Origin of the sequence: Geitlerinema sp. PCC 7407 (genome assembly GCF_000317045.1) — a bacterium.
Taxonomy (GTDB): Bacteria; Cyanobacteriota; Cyanobacteriia; order PCC-7407; family PCC-7407; genus PCC-7407.
This window is the reverse complement of record NC_019703.1, coordinates 3,638,052-3,654,491: the sequence shown is the minus strand read 5'-3', so window position 1 is coordinate 3,654,491 and position 16,440 is coordinate 3,638,052. Positions and strand designations below refer to the sequence as shown.

Annotated in this window: 14 protein-coding genes; 12 read left to right on the top strand and 2 right to left on the bottom strand. The window is 57.5% G+C overall.

Features of this window, described 5'->3' with window-relative positions; genetic code table 11:
* Window positions 1–446 precede the first annotated feature (446 nt).
* The 4 genes from GEI7407_RS14755 (at window position 447) to GEI7407_RS14740 (ending at window position 5,524) form a co-directional block, all read left to right on the top strand.
* Entirely contained in the window at window positions 447–1,466 is a 1,020-nt protein-coding gene (locus GEI7407_RS14755) for a ribose-phosphate pyrophosphokinase (protein WP_015173002.1), read from the top strand.
* A gap of 193 nt (window positions 1,467–1,659) precedes the next feature.
* A complete protein-coding gene (gene uvrC / locus GEI7407_RS14750) occupies window positions 1,660–3,567 on the top strand; it encodes an excinuclease ABC subunit UvrC (RefSeq protein WP_015173001.1) in 1,908 nt (635 codons plus the stop codon).
* Between the two features lie 13 nt (window positions 3,568–3,580).
* Complete coding sequence (locus GEI7407_RS19685; protein WP_015173000.1) at window positions 3,581–4,783, top strand: chromophore lyase CpcT/CpeT; 1,203 nt, start codon at window positions 3,581–3,583, stop codon at window positions 4,781–4,783.
* A gap of 309 nt (window positions 4,784–5,092) precedes the next feature.
* Entirely contained in the window at window positions 5,093–5,524 is a 432-nt protein-coding gene (locus GEI7407_RS14740) for a response regulator (protein ID WP_015172999.1), read from the top strand.
* Window positions 5,525–5,610: 86 nt separating this feature from the next.
* Here the strand turns inward: GEI7407_RS14740 and GEI7407_RS14735 are convergent, their stop codons facing one another.
* Both GEI7407_RS14735 and GEI7407_RS14730 read right to left on the bottom strand, forming a co-directional pair.
* Window positions 5,611–6,006 carry a DUF2294 domain-containing protein gene (locus GEI7407_RS14735; protein WP_015172998.1) on the bottom strand — a complete coding sequence of 132 codons (396 nt, stop codon included), beginning with the start codon at window positions 6,004–6,006 and terminating at the stop codon, window positions 5,611–5,613.
* A gap of 1,197 nt (window positions 6,007–7,203) precedes the next feature.
* The gene (locus GEI7407_RS14730) at window positions 7,204–8,103 is read right to left on the bottom strand and encodes a CoB--CoM heterodisulfide reductase iron-sulfur subunit B family protein (RefSeq protein WP_015172996.1); all 900 of its coding nucleotides are present in this window, start codon (window positions 8,101–8,103) and stop codon (window positions 7,204–7,206) included.
* Between the two features lie 554 nt (window positions 8,104–8,657).
* On the opposite strand from GEI7407_RS14730, the gene GEI7407_RS14725 reads away from it, so the two are divergent.
* The 8 genes from GEI7407_RS14725 to GEI7407_RS14690 all read left to right on the top strand — a co-directional run bounded on the left by GEI7407_RS14725 (window position 8,658) and on the right by GEI7407_RS14690 (window position 16,434).
* Complete coding sequence (locus tag GEI7407_RS14725; RefSeq protein ID WP_015172995.1) at window positions 8,658–9,335, top strand: V4R domain-containing protein; 678 nt, start codon at window positions 8,658–8,660, stop codon at window positions 9,333–9,335.
* Window positions 9,336–9,337: 2 nt separating this feature from the next.
* The gene (locus tag GEI7407_RS14720; protein WP_015172994.1) at window positions 9,338–9,649 is read left to right on the top strand and encodes a hypothetical protein; all 312 of its coding nucleotides are present in this window, start codon (window positions 9,338–9,340) and stop codon (window positions 9,647–9,649) included.
* A 56-nt stretch (window positions 9,650–9,705) separates the two neighbouring features.
* Complete coding sequence (locus tag GEI7407_RS14715; RefSeq protein WP_015172993.1) at window positions 9,706–10,167, top strand: hypothetical protein; 462 nt, start codon at window positions 9,706–9,708, stop codon at window positions 10,165–10,167.
* 27 nt (window positions 10,168–10,194) lie between these two features.
* Entirely contained in the window at window positions 10,195–10,857 is a 663-nt protein-coding gene (locus GEI7407_RS14710) for a V4R domain-containing protein (protein WP_015172992.1), read from the top strand.
* Window positions 10,842–12,701 carry a serine/threonine-protein kinase gene (locus GEI7407_RS14705; RefSeq protein ID WP_190274146.1) on the top strand — a complete coding sequence of 620 codons (1,860 nt, stop codon included), beginning with the start codon at window positions 10,842–10,844 and terminating at the stop codon, window positions 12,699–12,701. Before GEI7407_RS14710 ends, GEI7407_RS14705 begins: the two co-directional genes overlap by 16 nt.
* 24 nt (window positions 12,702–12,725) lie before the next feature.
* On the top strand, window positions 12,726–13,436 hold the full coding sequence (locus tag GEI7407_RS14700) for an NnrU family protein (protein WP_015172990.1): 711 nt from the start codon (window positions 12,726–12,728) through the stop codon (window positions 13,434–13,436).
* 42 nt (window positions 13,437–13,478) lie between these two features.
* Complete coding sequence (locus GEI7407_RS14695; RefSeq protein ID WP_015172989.1) at window positions 13,479–13,823, top strand: co-chaperone YbbN; 345 nt, start codon at window positions 13,479–13,481, stop codon at window positions 13,821–13,823.
* A 538-nt stretch (window positions 13,824–14,361) separates the two neighbouring features.
* Window positions 14,362–16,434: an NAD(P)H-quinone oxidoreductase subunit 5 gene (locus tag GEI7407_RS14690; protein ID WP_015172988.1), complete on the top strand. Its 2,073-nt coding sequence runs from the start codon at window positions 14,362–14,364 to the stop codon at window positions 16,432–16,434.
* Window positions 16,435–16,440: the final 6 nt, after the last annotated feature.

The window sequence follows — 16,440 nt, the reverse complement described above, 5'->3', positions numbered from 1 at the left end:
TGGCAACCCAAACGTGTATTTTTAGCTCTAGAAAGGAGTAGTTTGTCCCTGTTCAAAGTGGACAAGGCCGGACCCAAAAATTGACCTCAGCTCTCCTAAAATTCTTCGCTCCAATCAGCAGCAAAGAGCTATCGGCGCGATCGCAATCTTCAATCAGAAATTATACTTATTAACGAAAATTGCGAGAAACTTCCGACTGAAAAATGTCGTAAATCACTAGGTGTCTGCTTTACGGCGTCATCGCATTAGTGATTTTCTCCTAATAGTTATATCTTCTCCTAAGCCCCTGCCGAAGCCTTGAATAAGGGGCTTATTCTCCCTTGAAAAAATCTCCGGAAACACATCGGTCTCTTGGCTGACGTTCCTAGGCTTGTTGTCGAAAGATAACAAATAAAACTCGTAAAAACTCTAGGGGATGTTTCCAAGTTAGTAGTGATAATATTTCCATGAATGCGCTTCGAGGGTTTGTTGTGATCCGCTCTGCAACTTTGACGCCTCAGCCTGCTCTGACAACGGTTACCGAAAATAATCGCCTCAGGCTGTTTTGTGGTTCTGCCAACACTGTTCTTGCTCAGGAAGTGGCCCGCTATCTAGGCATGGACCTAGGACCGATGGTTCGCAAGCGGTTTGCTGACGGCGAACTCTACGTTCAAATTCAGGAATCGATTCGAGGTTGTGACGTCTATCTCATCCAGCCGACCTGCTTCCCGGTGAATGACAACCTCATGGAGCTGCTGATCATGATTGATGCCTGCCGCCGAGCCTCGGCGCGGCAGATCACCGCAGTGATTCCATACTATGGTTACGCTCGAGCCGATCGCAAGACGGCGGGGCGGGAGTCCATCACGGCCAAGCTGGTTGCCAACCTGATTACCCAGGCGGGGGCTAGCCGAATCTTGGCAATGGACCTGCACTCGGCTCAGATCCAGGGCTATTTTGATATTCCGTTTGATCACGTGTACGGCTCGCCGGTGATCTTGGATTATTTGGCGACCAAGCAGCTCTCTGATGTGGTGGTGGTGTCGCCGGACGTGGGCGGTGTGGCTCGTGCCCGCGCCTTTGCCAAGAAGCTCAACGACGCTCCCTTGGCCATCATTGATAAGCGCCGCCAGGCCCACAACGTGGCTGAGGTGATGAATGTGATCGGGGACGTCGAGGGCAAGACGGCGATCATGGTTGATGACATGATCGACACGGCTGGGACGATCTGTGAGGGTGCGCGCCTGCTGCGCCGAGAAGGGGCCAGCAAGGTGTACGCCTGCGCGACCCACGCGGTGTTTTCGCCGCCGGCGACGGAGCGCCTCTCGGAGGAGGGCCTGTTTGAAGAGGTCATCATCACCAATACGACGCCGGTCCCGGAAGATAAGCGCTTCAAGCAATTGACGATTTTGTCGGTGGCCAATCTGTTGGGCGAAACGATCTGGCGCATCCACGAGGATAGCTCGGTGAGCAGCATGTTCCGCTAGAGCTGACGCCACGGACAGTTGATTGATCTAAGGGACGCTTCGCAAGGGGCGTCCCTTTGGTTTGCCGAAGGGCGATCGCCCGCCACAAAGTTTTTTAAGATGGGAAGGGTGGCACCAGCCATCGCGCTGCGATGGGGAGGATCTGCCTGTTCCTGTTGTGTGGCGATCGCTGGCGATCGCGCCTGTACCTGCTGTGACCCAAGCTGCCCCAAACTGCCCGCTACTCAAAGATCCTGCGCGCCTCGAGGCCCGTCTGCAGGAGATTCCCCCAGAGCCGGGGGTGTACTTCATGCGCGACGGCGAAGACCGCATTCTCTACATCGGCAAGTCTAAAAAGCTGCGATCGCGCGTCCGCTCTTACTTTCGCGATCTCGAGAATCATAATCCCCGCATCGCCCTGATGGTGCGCCAGATTGCCGAAATTGAGTTCATTGTCACGGATACCGAGGCGGAAGCCCTGGCCCTTGAGGCTAACTTGATCAAGCAGCACCAGCCCCACTTCAATGTGCTGCTCAAGGATGACAAAAAGTATCCCTATCTCTGCATCACGTGGTCGGAGGACTATCCGCGGATTTTCATTACCCGGCGGCGATCGCTTCGGGGTGTCCGCGATCGCTTTTATGGCCCCTACGTCGACACCCATCTGCTGCGCAGCACGCTGCACCTGGTCAAGCGCATTTTTCCCCTGCGCCAGCGGCCCCAGCCCTTGTTCAAAGACCGCCCCTGCCTGAACTACGACATTGGCCGCTGTCCCGGGGTGTGTCAGGCTCTGGTCTCGCCCGAGGAGTACCGCAAGACGGTGCAAAAAGTGGCCATGATCTTCCAGGGGCGCACTCGGGAGCTGGTGGAGATTCTCCAGGGGCAGATGGAGCAGGCCGCTGAGACGCTCAACTTTGAGCTGGCGGCCCGGCGGCGAGATCAGATTCAGGCGCTGCAGTCCCTGGGCGCTGAGCAAAAGGTCGCTCTGCCGGACGACACGATTTCTCGAGATGCGATCGCCCTGATGGCGGACGATCAGCACGCCTGCGTCCAGCTCTTTCAGGTGCGGGCCGGTCGCCTGGTGGGCCGGTTGGGCTTCGTGGCCGACGCCCAGTCTGGGACGCCGGGGGCAATTTTGCAGCGGGTGCTGGAGGAGCACTATCAGACCGTCGACCCGGTGGAGATTCCGACGGAGCTCCTAGTCCAGCACGAGCTGCCCGAAGGGGACATGCTGGCGGAGTTTCTGAGCGAGCAGCGGGGGCGGCGGGTGTCGATCGGGGTGCCCCAGCGCCAAGGCAAGGCCGACCTAATCGAAATGGTCGAGCGCAACGCGGGCTACGAGCTGGCGCGCAATCAGCGCTTTGCGGAGCGCAATAATCAAGCAATGCAGGACCTGGCAGAAATCCTGGATCTGCCCGATCTGCCCCACCGCATCGAGGGCTACGACATTTCCCACGTCCAGGGCTCGGACGCGGTGGCCTCCCAGGTGGTGTTCGTGGACGGCCTGCCCGCCAAGCAGCACTATCGCCACTACAAAATCAAAAATCCGACGGTGCGATCGGGCCACTCCGACGACTTCGCCAGTATGGCGGAGGTGATTGGCCGCCGCTTTCGCCGCTACGCCCAGAACCCTGCTTTGCAGCGCATTGGCAATCCGGACTGGCCGGATCTGATCATGATTGACGGCGGCAAGGGGCAGCTGTCGGCAGTGGTGGCGGTGTTGCGAGAGCTCAATGTCTTGGAAGAGCTGCGGGTGGTCAGCCTGGCCAAGCAGCGCGAGGAAGTGTTTTTGCCGGGGGAGTCGCTGCCCCTGGTGACGGAGGCGGAGCAGCCGGGAGTACAGCTGTTGCGGCGGTTGCGGGATGAGGCGCACCGCTTTGCGGTCAGCTTTCACCGCCAGCAGCGCAGCGATCGCATGCGGCGATCGCGCCTCGACGACATTCCGGGCCTCGGCCACCATCGCCAAAAGCAGCTCCTCTCGACCTTTCGCTCCATTGACTATATCCGTCTGGCGACGCCAGCTCAGCTAGCAACGGTCCCAGGAATCGGGCCACGGCTGGCCCAGCAGATCTATGACTACTTCCACCCGGCAGCTGACGAGGTAGAATCGGCCCAAGATTAGTGGAGGAAGGGCCATGGGAAGACCCAACATTGGTGCCCTGGGGATGGCGATCGCCCTTCAGATGGGGGCGATCGCGCCGCCGAGCATCGCCCAAGCAGCGCCCCTCGAGGAGCAGGCCACAGAGGTCGCAGATCGTCTGGTTGGCACCCTCAGCACGGTCCATCAGGCCCTGACCAGTCGCCGCGTGGCGGATGTGCGCATGGTGACCTGTCCGGTGACCGTCACTGATGCCGCGCCCGCGCCGGGAGTCTCGTTTCTCTATCAGGAGCAGGCGATCGCCCTCAACCCTGAGCAGCCCTATCGCCAGCGATTTTTGCGCATTGCCCCGTACCCCGCCAGCCAGTCGGTCGAGTCGACGGCCTGGAAGCCCCCCGAACTGGCCCCCTGGGTCGGTCTCTGCCAAAAGCCCCTCGCCCAGCGCCAGGTGCGCCTCGCTGACCTCGGTTCGCCGCTGTGCCAGGTCTATCTCAAGCCTGCGGGCGATCGCTTTGTGGGGGCGACGCCTCCGGAGGGATGCCCCTCAAACTTCCGAGGGGCGACCCGCGTCACCAACCAGATTGTCCTCGAAGCCGATCGCATGGAAACCTGGGATCGCGGCTTTGACGCGGCGGGTCAGCAGGTCTGGGGGGCTCAAGACGAGTCCTACCAGTTCCGGCGTCTCGACCCAGCTAGTCGCGATGCAGAGGTAGACGCGATCGCCCGCCGACTGCATGGGGCCTTTGTGGCGCAGGGACAGCCAGAAGCCACCTACGAAGGCTGCGTTGTTCGCCCAGACGGCATTTCCTCCCTCTCCTCGCCCCTGCTGTTCCTCGAAAAACGCGAAGGCGATCGCCTCCAGTTCCAGCGCTTTGCCTGGTTCCAGCGCACCCAGACCGGCTCCCTCCAGGCCCTGCTCTATCCGCCCCAACCCGCTGCCGCAGTGAGTTGCCAAGGGCCGCAGCGTCCCTCCCTGGCTGCGATCAGCCCCGACGTCTTTTCGGTGTGTCTTTACAACTTTGTGCGTGAAGGAGATGCGTTTGTTGGCCGCCGCACCAACCCGTGCGCTCTCGACCCCGAAACAACCAGCCCTCTACCGGACACCCTCCGGATCTCCCTGACCGAAGACACTCTGGAGATCCTAGAGCAACCAACTAACTCCGAAGAAGGGCCAAATAGTGGCAATTTGGACCCTCAAAGGCCATACCAGGGGATAATCTATCGATTGCGTCAGCGATAAAGTTTAATCTTCAGACCGAAGGTGCTTGAAAATTGATGTACAAACCGATGCATACGCATCAGCTTCTACTGCACAACACAATTAGAATTCATGGGAACATACTGATTTTTTTAAAGTTTTAACCCTGTTTTGCAAAGCGGATGACATAATCTTCATATCCGCCTATGTCATTGTGAGTGAACGTGCTTGTTGAGCTGTAGTTAACAGCGAGCCAGTCCCCAGATGAGCGCCATCGAGCCGCTTCGGGAGTGCCTCATTGAGCGCTTTTAACCGTAGTGCCCCGCGAAAACTTCTGATAGGGACAAGGTAATGTACTTGGACTTACCGAATGATGAAGCTTGGGAGCAAGATTTTAGTCAGCCTCTCATTCTTTCGGTAGATGATGATGAGGACAACCTGATCCTAGCTTCCTGCGCTTTAGAGCTGTTTGGCTACCGAGTGATTAGCGCTGCGGATGGAGAAACGGCTTTGGCGCTGATCGATCGCTACCCGCCCAGCCTGATCTTGCTGGATATTGTCATGCCAGTGCTAGATGGGGAAGCGCTGCTCGATATTCTGAAAAAACATCCTAAGACGGCCAAGATTCCCATTATTGCGGTAACAGCTTTGGCGAGTCCAGACGATCGCGAAAAGCTGATTCAGCTCGGGTGTGATGATTACTTGAGTAAGCCCTATTTATTAGAAGATTTAGACCTGACGGTGCGCCGACATTTGCGCCTCCATCAGGTCTCAAATCGCTAGCTGAAATGACCTTGGCGATCGCCTAAATATCGCCTTGATTCAGCTTGAATTAAGCTCAACTTGAGCTTAGGTTGATTCAACCTAAGCTAAGCCTCACTGCGAGTCTCGGCCCGTGAGCTGCGCACGGCTGGGGCTTGTTTCAAAATGGCGATCGTGCCTGTGCGGCCGGTATCGATCCTGGCATCTGTGAGCAAATCAACAACTTGCTCACCCATGATTTCTTCGATGATGCTTTTGAGCTGGGGGCCCAAGACTGCATTGAGATCTGCGCGGACCTGCTCAGCGATCGCCTCCCGTCCTTTGTCAGCGAGCAGCTGCTCTGGCGGCGTAATTGAGTCTTCGAGAATCAGAACAACTTTGTCGTCAAAGATGCGACAAGTCACTTTGCTCGGTTGATGACCCAATTCTGTGCGGTAAAAAGCCTGAATTTTTTGAGAAAGATTTCGTTCGAGTTGCCCACGCGTAGGGAGGGAATTGTTCATACGAGACTTCGGCGGAGGGTGAGAAGAATGGGCATGGTGCAGGATATCTACGCAGTTGGGGTGGTCAGTAAGCTCAGCAAGGACGTGCATGAAGCCTCTGATAGCACCCAAGTACGTGCCTCCTGAGGCCGATAACAGTCCCATAAAGGTTTGGAGGGTCGTTGGGCCAGAGCCGAAACAACGCTCCAAAGCTACTGTGAAAGGGGTGCAACATTGGGAGGGGATTGACAGAGTCTCACACGGGTATGTGCGGGCTTCTCAGTGACCCCTGGTATCCCATCGGGCGTTTCCTGAGCTTTATTGACGACACGGGCTGTCCCTCCGCGCCGGAAGCATCCAAAAGATGTTCAACTCCGAGATACTGCTGGAATTTTACCCGTCCACAGAGGCGACGATGCATCGTTCTGCTGCTGAACGGAACCCCGTATTCCAGATTGTCAAGGTTCACTGTATGAGCTGCGATGAGCTTCGGTCGATGAACCCGTGCGGGGGTAACAGTATCTCTCAATCAGGGTTCTGGCGCGGCTTAAGTCAAGATCAGGTTGTCTGGACGAAAAAAGTAGCACATGTTAGAGCGTTGTAAGTACGGTCAGTGGCCAAGACGCTGCAAGAAGAGAACCCATGCGCCGTCTGTCGATCGCAGGGATGTTGAAGCCCTTGGATCGACCGCCGATCGGCCCTGCGCCAGCCTGAATATAGTGATGGTCTGAGGCTTCCGACGAGTTGGCTAAACTCTTATTTATCACAAGATTTTCCCGGACTGCGATCAAAGTCTTGCTTTTGGGCGGGGTTTGAGGGCGATCGCGTTCAATCTGCGCTTTTGCTTGAAGGAATGGCGCTGTTGTTTTAGGGCGCTCTGCTCACGTTGGGAAAACGTTTCGATACCTCTGTGCTGCTCAACTCCGTAAATATACGCTGAAAACTTGCGTTAATCGGAATGTTGAGCCCAAGCAGCGCGCCTTAAAAGCCTGCTATGAAAAATTTGTGCCCAGCGTAAACCGGCTTCGGGAGTATCGTTAAGAACTTATTAAAAGTACTGGCCATTTAGAAACTCTGCCGATAACGTGGGATGTCAAGAAGATACCTCCTAACTGCGTCTCTAGCCCCATCTGTGCGGACTTTTTGTGCCACCTGTGGGGCTTCTATGTTGGGAGGGGGGATGAGGGCGATCGCGCTGGACAGCCTTTGACCAGCGCCCTAGTGTCCCAAAGTTTTGAGTACGGGATGGGTCGAGACGATGTGGCGCGACAGACCCAAGACCTGGGGAGAAATGCCGAGGGCCAAGCCGATCAGCTGCGGCAGATGCAAAATGGGGAGTCCAAGGGATTTGCCGAGGACGGCGGCGACCTCGGGCTGACGAGAATCGAGGTTGAGGTGGCACAGTGGACAGGGGGTGACGATGCAGTGGGCTCCTGCTGCGATCGCTTCTTGGAGGTGATTGCCCGCCATCTTGAAGGCCTGGTCTGTGGCGTAGCTCGACAGCGGCCAGCCGCAGCACTGGGTGCGCCCTCGGTAGTAGACCGGCTCTGCCCCCAAGGCCCGAAACAGATTTTCTAGAGACTCCGGCGCGTAGGGATCATCGAAGGGCAGATGTTTTTGGGCCCGCAGGAGATAGCAGCCGTAGAAGGCGGCGCATTTGAGGCCTTTGAGGGGCTTCATGACGCGCGATCGCAGCTTGTCGAGTCCGTAGTCGCCCACCAGCGCCCACAGCAGATGCCGCACTTCGGTGCTGCCCTGGTAGGGCGAGCAGCCTTCTTGTTTCAGCATGCCGTTGACCCGCTCCACGTAGCCCGGATCAGAAACCTGGAGCTCTTTGAGGCGCTCGTCCACGTGGCCGAGCACCCCCTGGCAGGTGCTGCAGTGGGTCAGCAGCGGCAGGCGCAACTCCTCGGCCAGCGCAATATTGCGGGCATTGACGGTGTCTTCCAAAAACTGCGAGTCCTCTTTGAAGGTGCCTGAGCCGCAGCAAGAGGCTTTTTTGAGCTCTAGGAGCTCGATGCCGAGGGCCTGGGTGATGGCCTGGGTCGACTGGTAGAGCTCTCGGCAGGCGCCTTGGGCGACGCAGCCGGGAAAGTAGGCGTATTTCAGTGCAGCCATGGTGAGTTTGGGGAGTGAAGAGAGGCCGTAGAAGTCTCCACGGCTGGATCGTGGCGGGGCGAAAGCAGCGATGGGGCGCTAAAGGAGTCTTGAGCGGTGCCAGGTAGCTCTATGTTCGCTTGGGCCTAAAAGTTTTGGGTATCTCGTAATACTGATATTAGATAGTGGGCGATCGCCGCTGCGAAGAGCATCTTGCGTTCTGGGTTTCCTGCGTCTCTGCGTTAGATTCGCGATCGCCGGGGAACTATGAAGCATAGAGACGCCAAGTGCCCCGAGGACAGGACTTCACCAAGCTAAACATTGGTAACAACTGTTCAATGGCCCAAGGCCCTCCTGATTAGAATAAGGACGCAAAGCGGCTTGGATTGCCCACAGCCCTAGGCATCAGGTTTACAGCGATTTTTCGGGGAGAGTAGCGGTTAGCTCCGGTCCGGTTCTGTCCAGGGTCTCGGGGGTGATTCGCACCCCGGCAGTGGCTAGAGCGGGTCACCGCGATCGCGATTCCTCGACTGCTCAGTCCTCTCTCCAACACCCCATCGGTTGAGACGCCCATCATGGTGATTGCAAATCAATCTACCCCCCAGCGGAAATACCCCAAAAAGCACAACCACTACGGATTTCGGGATTTCTTTCACTTTGACCTGGAGCACGGCACCCTCACAGACTGGAACAACAGCCAGAACGTGCTCACCAGTGAGGACTTCATCATTGGTCTAGTCGAGGGGCTCGAAGAAGAAGTCGGCGATGCCTCGGCGGCCATCATGTACACCATTGGCTGCGAGTGGGGCCAGCGGGACGCCTTTTTCTTCGCCAAGTGGTTTGAGCAAGAGTTCGATCGCAGCATTCGTCAAACCAACTTGATGTTTCTCCTAGAGACCTGGTGGTGGCCCTTTACCTCCCAGGGCTGGGGGCGCTGGGAAGTCGATATGGGCGATCGCAAACAGGGATTTATGTTCATCAACCTGTTTGACTCCGCCGTTGCCCGCACCCTCGGCGATGTTGGCAAACCCGTGTGCTACATCTATGCCGGTCTCTTCGCTGGATTCTTCACAGAGCTGATCAAAAAGCAGCTCAGCTGCATCGAGATCCAGTGCTACTCCATGGGAGAAACCTACTGCAAATTCTTGCTCGGCGGGCAAGATCGCATCGACGCAGCCAACTTCTGGCTCAATGAAGGCGCCACCGCCCGCGACATCGAAAAACGGTTACGCGCCGGAGACCGGCTGGGGTAGATATGGTTGGGACGCTAGCAACAAAAAACGGAGGCACTCCGCGCACCGAAGCGTGGCTAACCGCCTCGGTCCAGGAATTCTTCCAGGGCATCAACTGGGACAATCAGTCCCAGCAGATCCAAGACATCAAGCAAGCCGTGCGCCACGGGGCCGTGACGTCGCTGGATCTGTCCCTGCCCGTGAGCCAGTTCCTCGGCGCGATTCCGTGGGATGGAGGCGCGATCGCCCCCCCATCGGCGATCGCAGATATCAGCTTCGACGACAGCTCTCCCGCCAGCAACCTCACCCTAGAAGACTTTTCCAGCCTCTTCTAGGGTGAGGTTGGGATTCTCGATCACCGTCGTTTTCTCATCTAACTGCCCAGGTTGTTATGCACAAGCAAATTGAAGCGCTCTTTGAAGACGCCGAAAGTCGCTATCTGATGCCGGAAGAGCTGAATGTCCTCAGTCAGTACGTGGACTCTGTGCCCAGCCGCCTGGATGTCTACCGCACCCTGCGCGATCACGAAATCCAGATCATGCAGCCCATTGCTGATCAGCTCCAGCGCGAATTTCCCCAAGTGCCCGTCGACAAACTCGAGCGCAGCATCAAAAACGGCTTGCTGGCCCTGCGCTACTGCGCGATGGCCATGCTGCTCAACGACGAATCTTTTCTCCAAGATCGCGTTCGCGGATGGCTCGATCAGACCAGCAAGGTCTACGATACCCACGCCATTGATACATCTCTCTATCGCCAACTGAGCCAGCAGCTCGATCAGCGTCTGCCGCCGCAACAGGCAGCGCTCATTCAGCCGCTCATCAAAGTGGTCCAAGATTTACTGGCTCAGTCCTGAGCTGCCCTATCTTACTGAAATTGTCCTATGATTTCTGTCGCCGATCTCCTTGTTGATAATCGAATTCCTGGCAATTACTTTGCGGCGGATGCCTATGTTCGCAGCGATCTAGAGCTCGGCCTCCTCGAAAACCGCCGGGGCGATCGCCTGCTGGCGATGCCAGAGACTCTTGTTAGGGCGATCTATGCGGGCCTCGATCGCGAAACCGGGATGGCCTCGCGTCTTGTGCTGTTCAACTGTGGCCGCTGGTGGGGCAAGAGCTTCTACAGTCGCTTTTGCGAGGAGCTCTCGAGCTACTACAACCAGGCAGTTGCGGATATGCCGATGATCGAGTTTTTGCAGTCGTTGCAGCAGTGCTGGGTGACCCACGGCTGGGGCAAGATCGACCTGGATCAGAGCTACCAAAAGAATGGATTTTTGGTGATCCAGATCTGGAATTCTCCCTTTGCGCGCCATGCGCTCGACAGCCCCCACCCGGTTTGCTACCTGGAGGCGGGGGTGCTGAGCACCTTCTTTAGTCAGCTGACGGGGCGCGAGCTTCACTGTGTGCAAACGACCTGTGAGTCCCAGGGCGCTGACTGCAATCGCTTTGTGCTGGGGCTAGAGCCGCGGGTGCGGCCAGCGGAGGCGCTGGTGGAGCAAAAGCAAGATCATGCCGTGATCATGCAAAGCCTGTGTGCCCAAGCGTAGCGGTGGTGTCCCATGGCGGCACTCAAGATCTGAAGCGCTCGAAGTACCGGCTGCTGGGACTCGTCGGCCAAGGTCAGTTTGGCCGGGTGTATTGTGCGATCCACCGCAAGACGGGGCGCCTGGTGGCGCTCAAAGAGCTCGATCGCCGGCGTTTCCCGACTCACAAGTTCTTGCGAGAGCTGCGGTTTCTGCTGAGCCTGCGCCACACGAATATTGTGACGTGTCAGGCGCTGGAGCATGTGCAGACTCGGCGCTACCTGGTGATGGACTATTGCGAGGGCGGGACGCTGCGGGATCTGATGCAGGAGGAGCGATCGCTGCAACCGGTCCACGTGGTGCGTCTGGTGCTGGATGTGCTGGCGGGTCTGGCCCACGCCCACGCTCAGGGCATTGTCCACTGTGACATCAAGCCTGAGAATGTTCTGCTGCGGGTGACGCCGACGGGCTGGCTGGCCCAGATTACGGATTTTGGGATCGCGCGGCTGAGCCAAGAAATCGCGACCCTGGAGGGCTCGAACAATACGGGATCGCCTGCCTACATGGCCCCAGAGCGCTTCTATGGCCAGTATTCTCCGGCGTCGGATCTCTATGCGGTGGGGGTGCTGCTGTTTGAGCTGCTGCTGGGACGGCGTCCGTTTTCGGGGCCGCCGTCGGATTTAATGTCGGCCCATCTCAATCAGTCGCTGGTGATTCCGCCGGAGATGCCGACAGAAATTGCGGCGGTGGTGCGGCGATCGCTCCAAAAGCTTCCCGGACGGCGCTTTCCGTCGGCGCTGGAGATGTCCCAGGCGCTCCAGGCAGCGGCGATCGCCGATGGCCTGATGGATCTAGAAGATCCTGGAAATTTGTTTCGGCCCCAGCCGGCGCGATCGCTCCAGCCCTTCCAGGCGGCTCAGGAGCAGGTGCAGTGGCTGCCAGTCCAGCAGATTGTGGTAGACCAGCCCCGCCTGGTGCCGTCCGGGCCAGCAACGCCCATTGGGGAGCGCATTTACTGGGCTACGGGGCCGATGCTCTCGGTCCAGCAGTTTCCCCAGGGCATCTGGTCTGAGGCGGGAGGCCGGACGCAGCAAATCAATGTGCCGGAGGTGGTGGAGGCGATCGCGCCCCAGGAACAAGGCATTTTGGCCTTGACCCAGCAGGCGGCCTACAGCATCAGCCGCGATCCGGCTCAAGGCTGGACCGTGAACCGGCGGGTGTGGCTAGAGCCCAAGGCCCTGACGGCCTGGGAAGCCCAGGGTCGCTGGTTGGCAATGGCCAGCCCCCGCCCCGACCAGAGCGCAGCGGACCTGACGATCTACGACGGCCCCAAGCTCAATCACCGCCATCATCTGGCCCTCAAGCGATCGCCCCAGCAGCTACTGGCGGTCGATCGTCATCACGGCATTGCGATGGCCACCAAGCGAGAGGGCGATCGCCCTGTGGGGACTACCTTTGAAGGCTTTAGTCGCCGCGGCCAGCATCTGGGCACCTTGTCGACGCCCCTCTTGATCGATCGCCTGGTCCTCACACCCAAGCCCTACCGCCTGATGGCAACGGAGCAAAACCAGCCCCAGTCTTTGGTGATTCTCGACCTCAAGCCCTTTCGCATTTTGCGTTTGTCCACTCCCTGGGTGCCGGCTTTCATGGCGGCGATGACGTGGGGCTACATTTTGGTGAGCCGGGCCGGGGAGATTTTGCTGCTGGATGAGGTGGGGCGTGAGGTGGGCTGGATTGCTGGACCGCCAAATCCAACGGCGATCGCCCCCATTCACCCCGCTGGCCTGATGCTTGCCACCGTCGAGGGCTCTCAGAGTATGCTGTACACCGTCGATCTGCGACAATTAGAGATCGACCTACTCTTCTAACCCTTTCCACGGAACTTCGGTGTCATGCTTGACTGGCTCACTCCCAGCCACTTTGTGATATTTGGCCTTTTAGTGGGGTTTGCGATCGCCCATAGCGGCCTAGCAGCCCTCCGTCCCTGGGGGGAGCAGCGCATTGGTCCTCGCCTTTACCGAATTCTCTTTGCCTTGGTGAGCCTTCCCCTGGCCCTGACGCTGATTATCTATTTCTTCAACCATCGCTATGACGGCCTGCAGCTCTGGAACCTCCAAGGCTTGCCGTGGATTCCGGCTGTCATCTGGAGTCTGTCTTTTCTGTCTTTCTTCTTTCTCTATCCGGCGACCTTCAATCTGCTCGAGATCGCCGCGATCGAAAAGCCCCAGGTGCGTCTCTACGAGACCGGCATTATCCGCATCACCCGTCATCCGCAAATGGTCGGCCAGATCATCTGGTGTGTGGCCCATACGCTGTGGTTGGGCACCTCCTTTATGGTGGTCACCTCGACGGGCCTGATCTTGCATCATTTGTTTAGCGTCTGGCACGGCGATCGCCGCCTCAAAGCGCGCTACGGCGAAGCCTTCGACGCGGCCAAAGCTCGCACCTCGGTGATTCCGTTCCTCGCCATCTGGCAAGGCCGTCAAACCCTAGAATTAAAGGAGTTTCTACGCCCCGCCTATCTGGGGGTGATTGCCTTCGTCGGCTTGATCTGGTGGGCCCATCCGTGGATGGTTCAGGTGACAAGCTACGTCCCCTGGTAGCATGATCCCAACCAGATACTGAATAATAAAATCTGAGGGATCATGGTGTTTTCAGTGTCTTCTATTAGCGAAAAAGATTTTAAGCAAGAAGTATTAGCCTCTCCGGTTCCCGTGCTAGTCCATTTTTGGGCGCCTTGGTGTGGTCTGTGTCGGTTCATCGATCCGCTTTTGCTGGCTTTTCAGGCTGAGTGGGCCGGTCAAGTTAAGCTGATCGGGATCAATGCCGACGAAAATCTGAAACTTGCGAACACCTATCGTCTAACCAATTTGCCCACCCTGTTGTTCTTTGAGAATGGCCGAGTGAGCCACCGCCTAGATGGCTTCAAGGGTCGGGATGACCTGCGTCGATTGCTTGAAAACCTGATGACAGAACGCATTTCTGCCTAGGCCAGAGCAGAGCCAGCTCTCAAGGGCGATCGCCTCTCCGGAAAGGCGATCGCCCTTTTTGTGTCTTTTGCGCCTCAAAGATCTCTATTTGAGTCTTTTTCAAGAAGCTAGCGATCCCCAAAACCCCCTACACTATCCCCTAGGGCTTTCGCGGGAGCCGATCGCTCGCCGCAACCCAAGCCCTCCCTGGAAACCTCCGGTGTCTGCCAATTCTCTTCACCCTGGCAGATAGCACGAACGGTCTCAAAGCAAAGAGAGCCTAGCAGCCTTTCAACTGCTTCGATTTCTGTTCAAAATAGAGATATGTTTCGATACTTAAAAAAAGCGCGAGTAAACACTCACTGTCTGATTGATGCCGCTAGACTATCGAAAGAAAAGGACTTTCGCTAGCTCAGCCTAAGATTTGAAGCTCAAAAATGCTCGGCATTCCTGACATTTCAGGATCGCCCCGTCAGAAGAGCAATCTCCAAGGGCTATGTGCCACAATGGTTAACGATTTTGCCCAAAATTTGAAGAACTCTAAATGTAGGCACGCGTGATGGAACTGTTATATCAGTACGCCTGGCTGATTCCCGTCCTGCCATTGGTTGGGGCCACGCTGCTCGGGATAGGCCTGATCTCCTTCAATGAGGCGACTAACCGTCTGCGTCAAGCCAGCGCTGGACTTGTAGTGTCCTTGATTGGCGCTGCAATGTTCATGTCCTTTGGTTTGCTGTGGAGTCAAGTACAGGGCCACGCTCCCTACGATCGCATGATCGAGTGGGCCGCAGCGGGTGACTTCCAGCTCACCATGGGCTATGCCATCGATCACCTGTCAGCCGTCATGCTGGTGATCGTGACCACCGTCGCTTTTTTGGTGATGATCTACACCGACGGCTACATGGCTCACGATCCCAGCTACGTGCGCTTCTATGCGTACTTGAGCCTATTCAGTTCCTCCATGCTCGGTCTGGTCGTCAGTCCAAACCTGGTGCAGATCTACATCTTCTGGGAACTGGTGGGGATGTGTTCGTACCTGCTCATTGGTTTTTGGTACGACCGCAAGGCGGCGGCAGATGCTTGCCAAAAGGCATTTGTGACCAACCGCGTAGGGGACTTTGGTCTTCTGCTCGGCATTCTGGCGCTCTACTGGGCGACGGGTAGTTTTGACTTCCCCGTTATCGGTGAGCGTCTTCAGGAACTGGTGAGCTCCGGTTCTCTGAGTGCGGGTTTGGCGACCCTCTTCGTGCTGCTGGTGTTTTTGGGACCCGTGGCGAAGTCGGCCCAGTTTCCCCTTCATGTCTGGCTGCCCGACGCCATGGAAGGTCCGACTCCCATTTCGGCCCTCATCCACGCTGCAACCATGGTGGCGGCCGGGATTTTCCTGGTGGCCCGTATGTTCCCGGTCATCGAGGGTTTCCAAACTGCGATGACGGTGATTGCCTGGACGGGAGCGTTTACGGCGTTTCTGGGGGCGTCGATCGCCATCACGCAAAACGACATCAAGAAAGGGCTCGCCTACTCGACGATGTCCCAGCTCGGCTACATGATGATGGCCATGGGGGCTGGGGCCTACAGTGCGGGTCTGTTTCACCTGATGACCCATGCCTATTTCAAGGCGATGCTCTTCTTGGGCTCGGGGTCGGTGATCCACGGGATGGAAGCTGTGGTCGGCCACAATCCGGTGCTGGCGCAGGACATGCGCCTGATGGGCGGATTGCGCAAGTATATGCCGGTGACGGCGACGACCTTTTTGATTGGGACGCTGGCGATTTCGGGAATTCCGCCCTTTGCGGGGTTCTGGTCAAAGGATGAGATTTTGAGCTCGGCCTTTGAGGTTCATCCGGGTCTTTGGCTTGTGGGCTGGCTGACGGCTGGGATCACGGCTTTCTACATGTTCCGCATGTACTTCATGACCTTTGAAGGTGGCTTCCGGGGGCTGCAGACGTCACTGCGCAAGTCTCTGCTGGCGGAGAATGCTCAGGCCAAGGGCTATGCTTTTGGGCCGGGGGCGATGAATCCCCAGGAGCTGATGGCGGAGCATGAGGCGGAGCACGGCGATCAGGATCATCACCACAGTGATTCTCCCCATGAGTCTCCCTGGACGATGACGCTGCCGCTGGTGGTGCTGGCGGTGCCGTCGATGCTGATTGGCCTTTTGGGAACGCCCTTTGGCAATTACTTTGAGGCGTTTGTGCATCCGCCGACGGAGGCGATCGCCCATGTCGCGGAGGCTGAGGCGGTGAACTGGACTGAGTTCCTGATCATGGCAGGCAACTCGGTGGGCATTGCGCTGATTGGGATTACTCTGGCGTCGCTGATGTATCTGCGCGGCAAGATCGATCCTGGCGCGATCGCCAACAAAATCAAGCCCCTCTACAACCTCTCCCGCAACAAGTGGTACCTCGATGAGATCAACGACGTTCTCTTTGTCAAAGGCAGCCGTCGCTTGGCCCGTCAGGTCCTAGAAGTTGACTCCAAAGTCGTAGATGGCTTGGTCAACCTTGCGGGCTTCGTCACCCTGGTGACCGGCGAAGGCCTGAAATACTTCGAAAACGGTCGCGCCCAGTTCTACGCCCTGATTGTGTTTGTTGCAGTCCTAGGCCTCGTGATCTTCTCGGGAATCGCCTAGACTGCC

Coding starts and splice junctions, on each gene's coding strand:
- GEI7407_RS14730 (WP_015172996.1), bottom strand. CDS start 8,103: ATGGCTGCACTGAAATACGCCTACTTTCCCGGCTGCGTCGCCCAAGGC.
- GEI7407_RS14710 (WP_015172992.1), top strand. CDS start 10,195: ATGATTTCTGTCGCCGATCTCCTTGTTGATAATCGAATTCCTGGCAAT.
- GEI7407_RS14720 (WP_015172994.1), top strand. CDS start 9,338: ATGGTTGGGACGCTAGCAACAAAAAACGGAGGCACTCCGCGCACCGAA.
- GEI7407_RS14740 (WP_015172999.1), top strand. CDS start 5,093: ATGTACTTGGACTTACCGAATGATGAAGCTTGGGAGCAAGATTTTAGT.
- GEI7407_RS14700 (WP_015172990.1), top strand. CDS start 12,726: ATGCTTGACTGGCTCACTCCCAGCCACTTTGTGATATTTGGCCTTTTA.
- GEI7407_RS19685 (WP_015173000.1), top strand. CDS start 3,581: ATGGGAAGACCCAACATTGGTGCCCTGGGGATGGCGATCGCCCTTCAG.
- GEI7407_RS14690 (WP_015172988.1), top strand. CDS start 14,362: ATGGAACTGTTATATCAGTACGCCTGGCTGATTCCCGTCCTGCCATTG.
- GEI7407_RS14725 (WP_015172995.1), top strand. CDS start 8,658: ATGGTGATTGCAAATCAATCTACCCCCCAGCGGAAATACCCCAAAAAG.
- GEI7407_RS14715 (WP_015172993.1), top strand. CDS start 9,706: ATGCACAAGCAAATTGAAGCGCTCTTTGAAGACGCCGAAAGTCGCTAT.
- GEI7407_RS14735 (WP_015172998.1), bottom strand. CDS start 6,006: ATGAACAATTCCCTCCCTACGCGTGGGCAACTCGAACGAAATCTTTCT.
- GEI7407_RS14755 (WP_015173002.1), top strand. CDS start 447: ATGAATGCGCTTCGAGGGTTTGTTGTGATCCGCTCTGCAACTTTGACG.
- GEI7407_RS14695 (WP_015172989.1), top strand. CDS start 13,479: ATGGTGTTTTCAGTGTCTTCTATTAGCGAAAAAGATTTTAAGCAAGAA.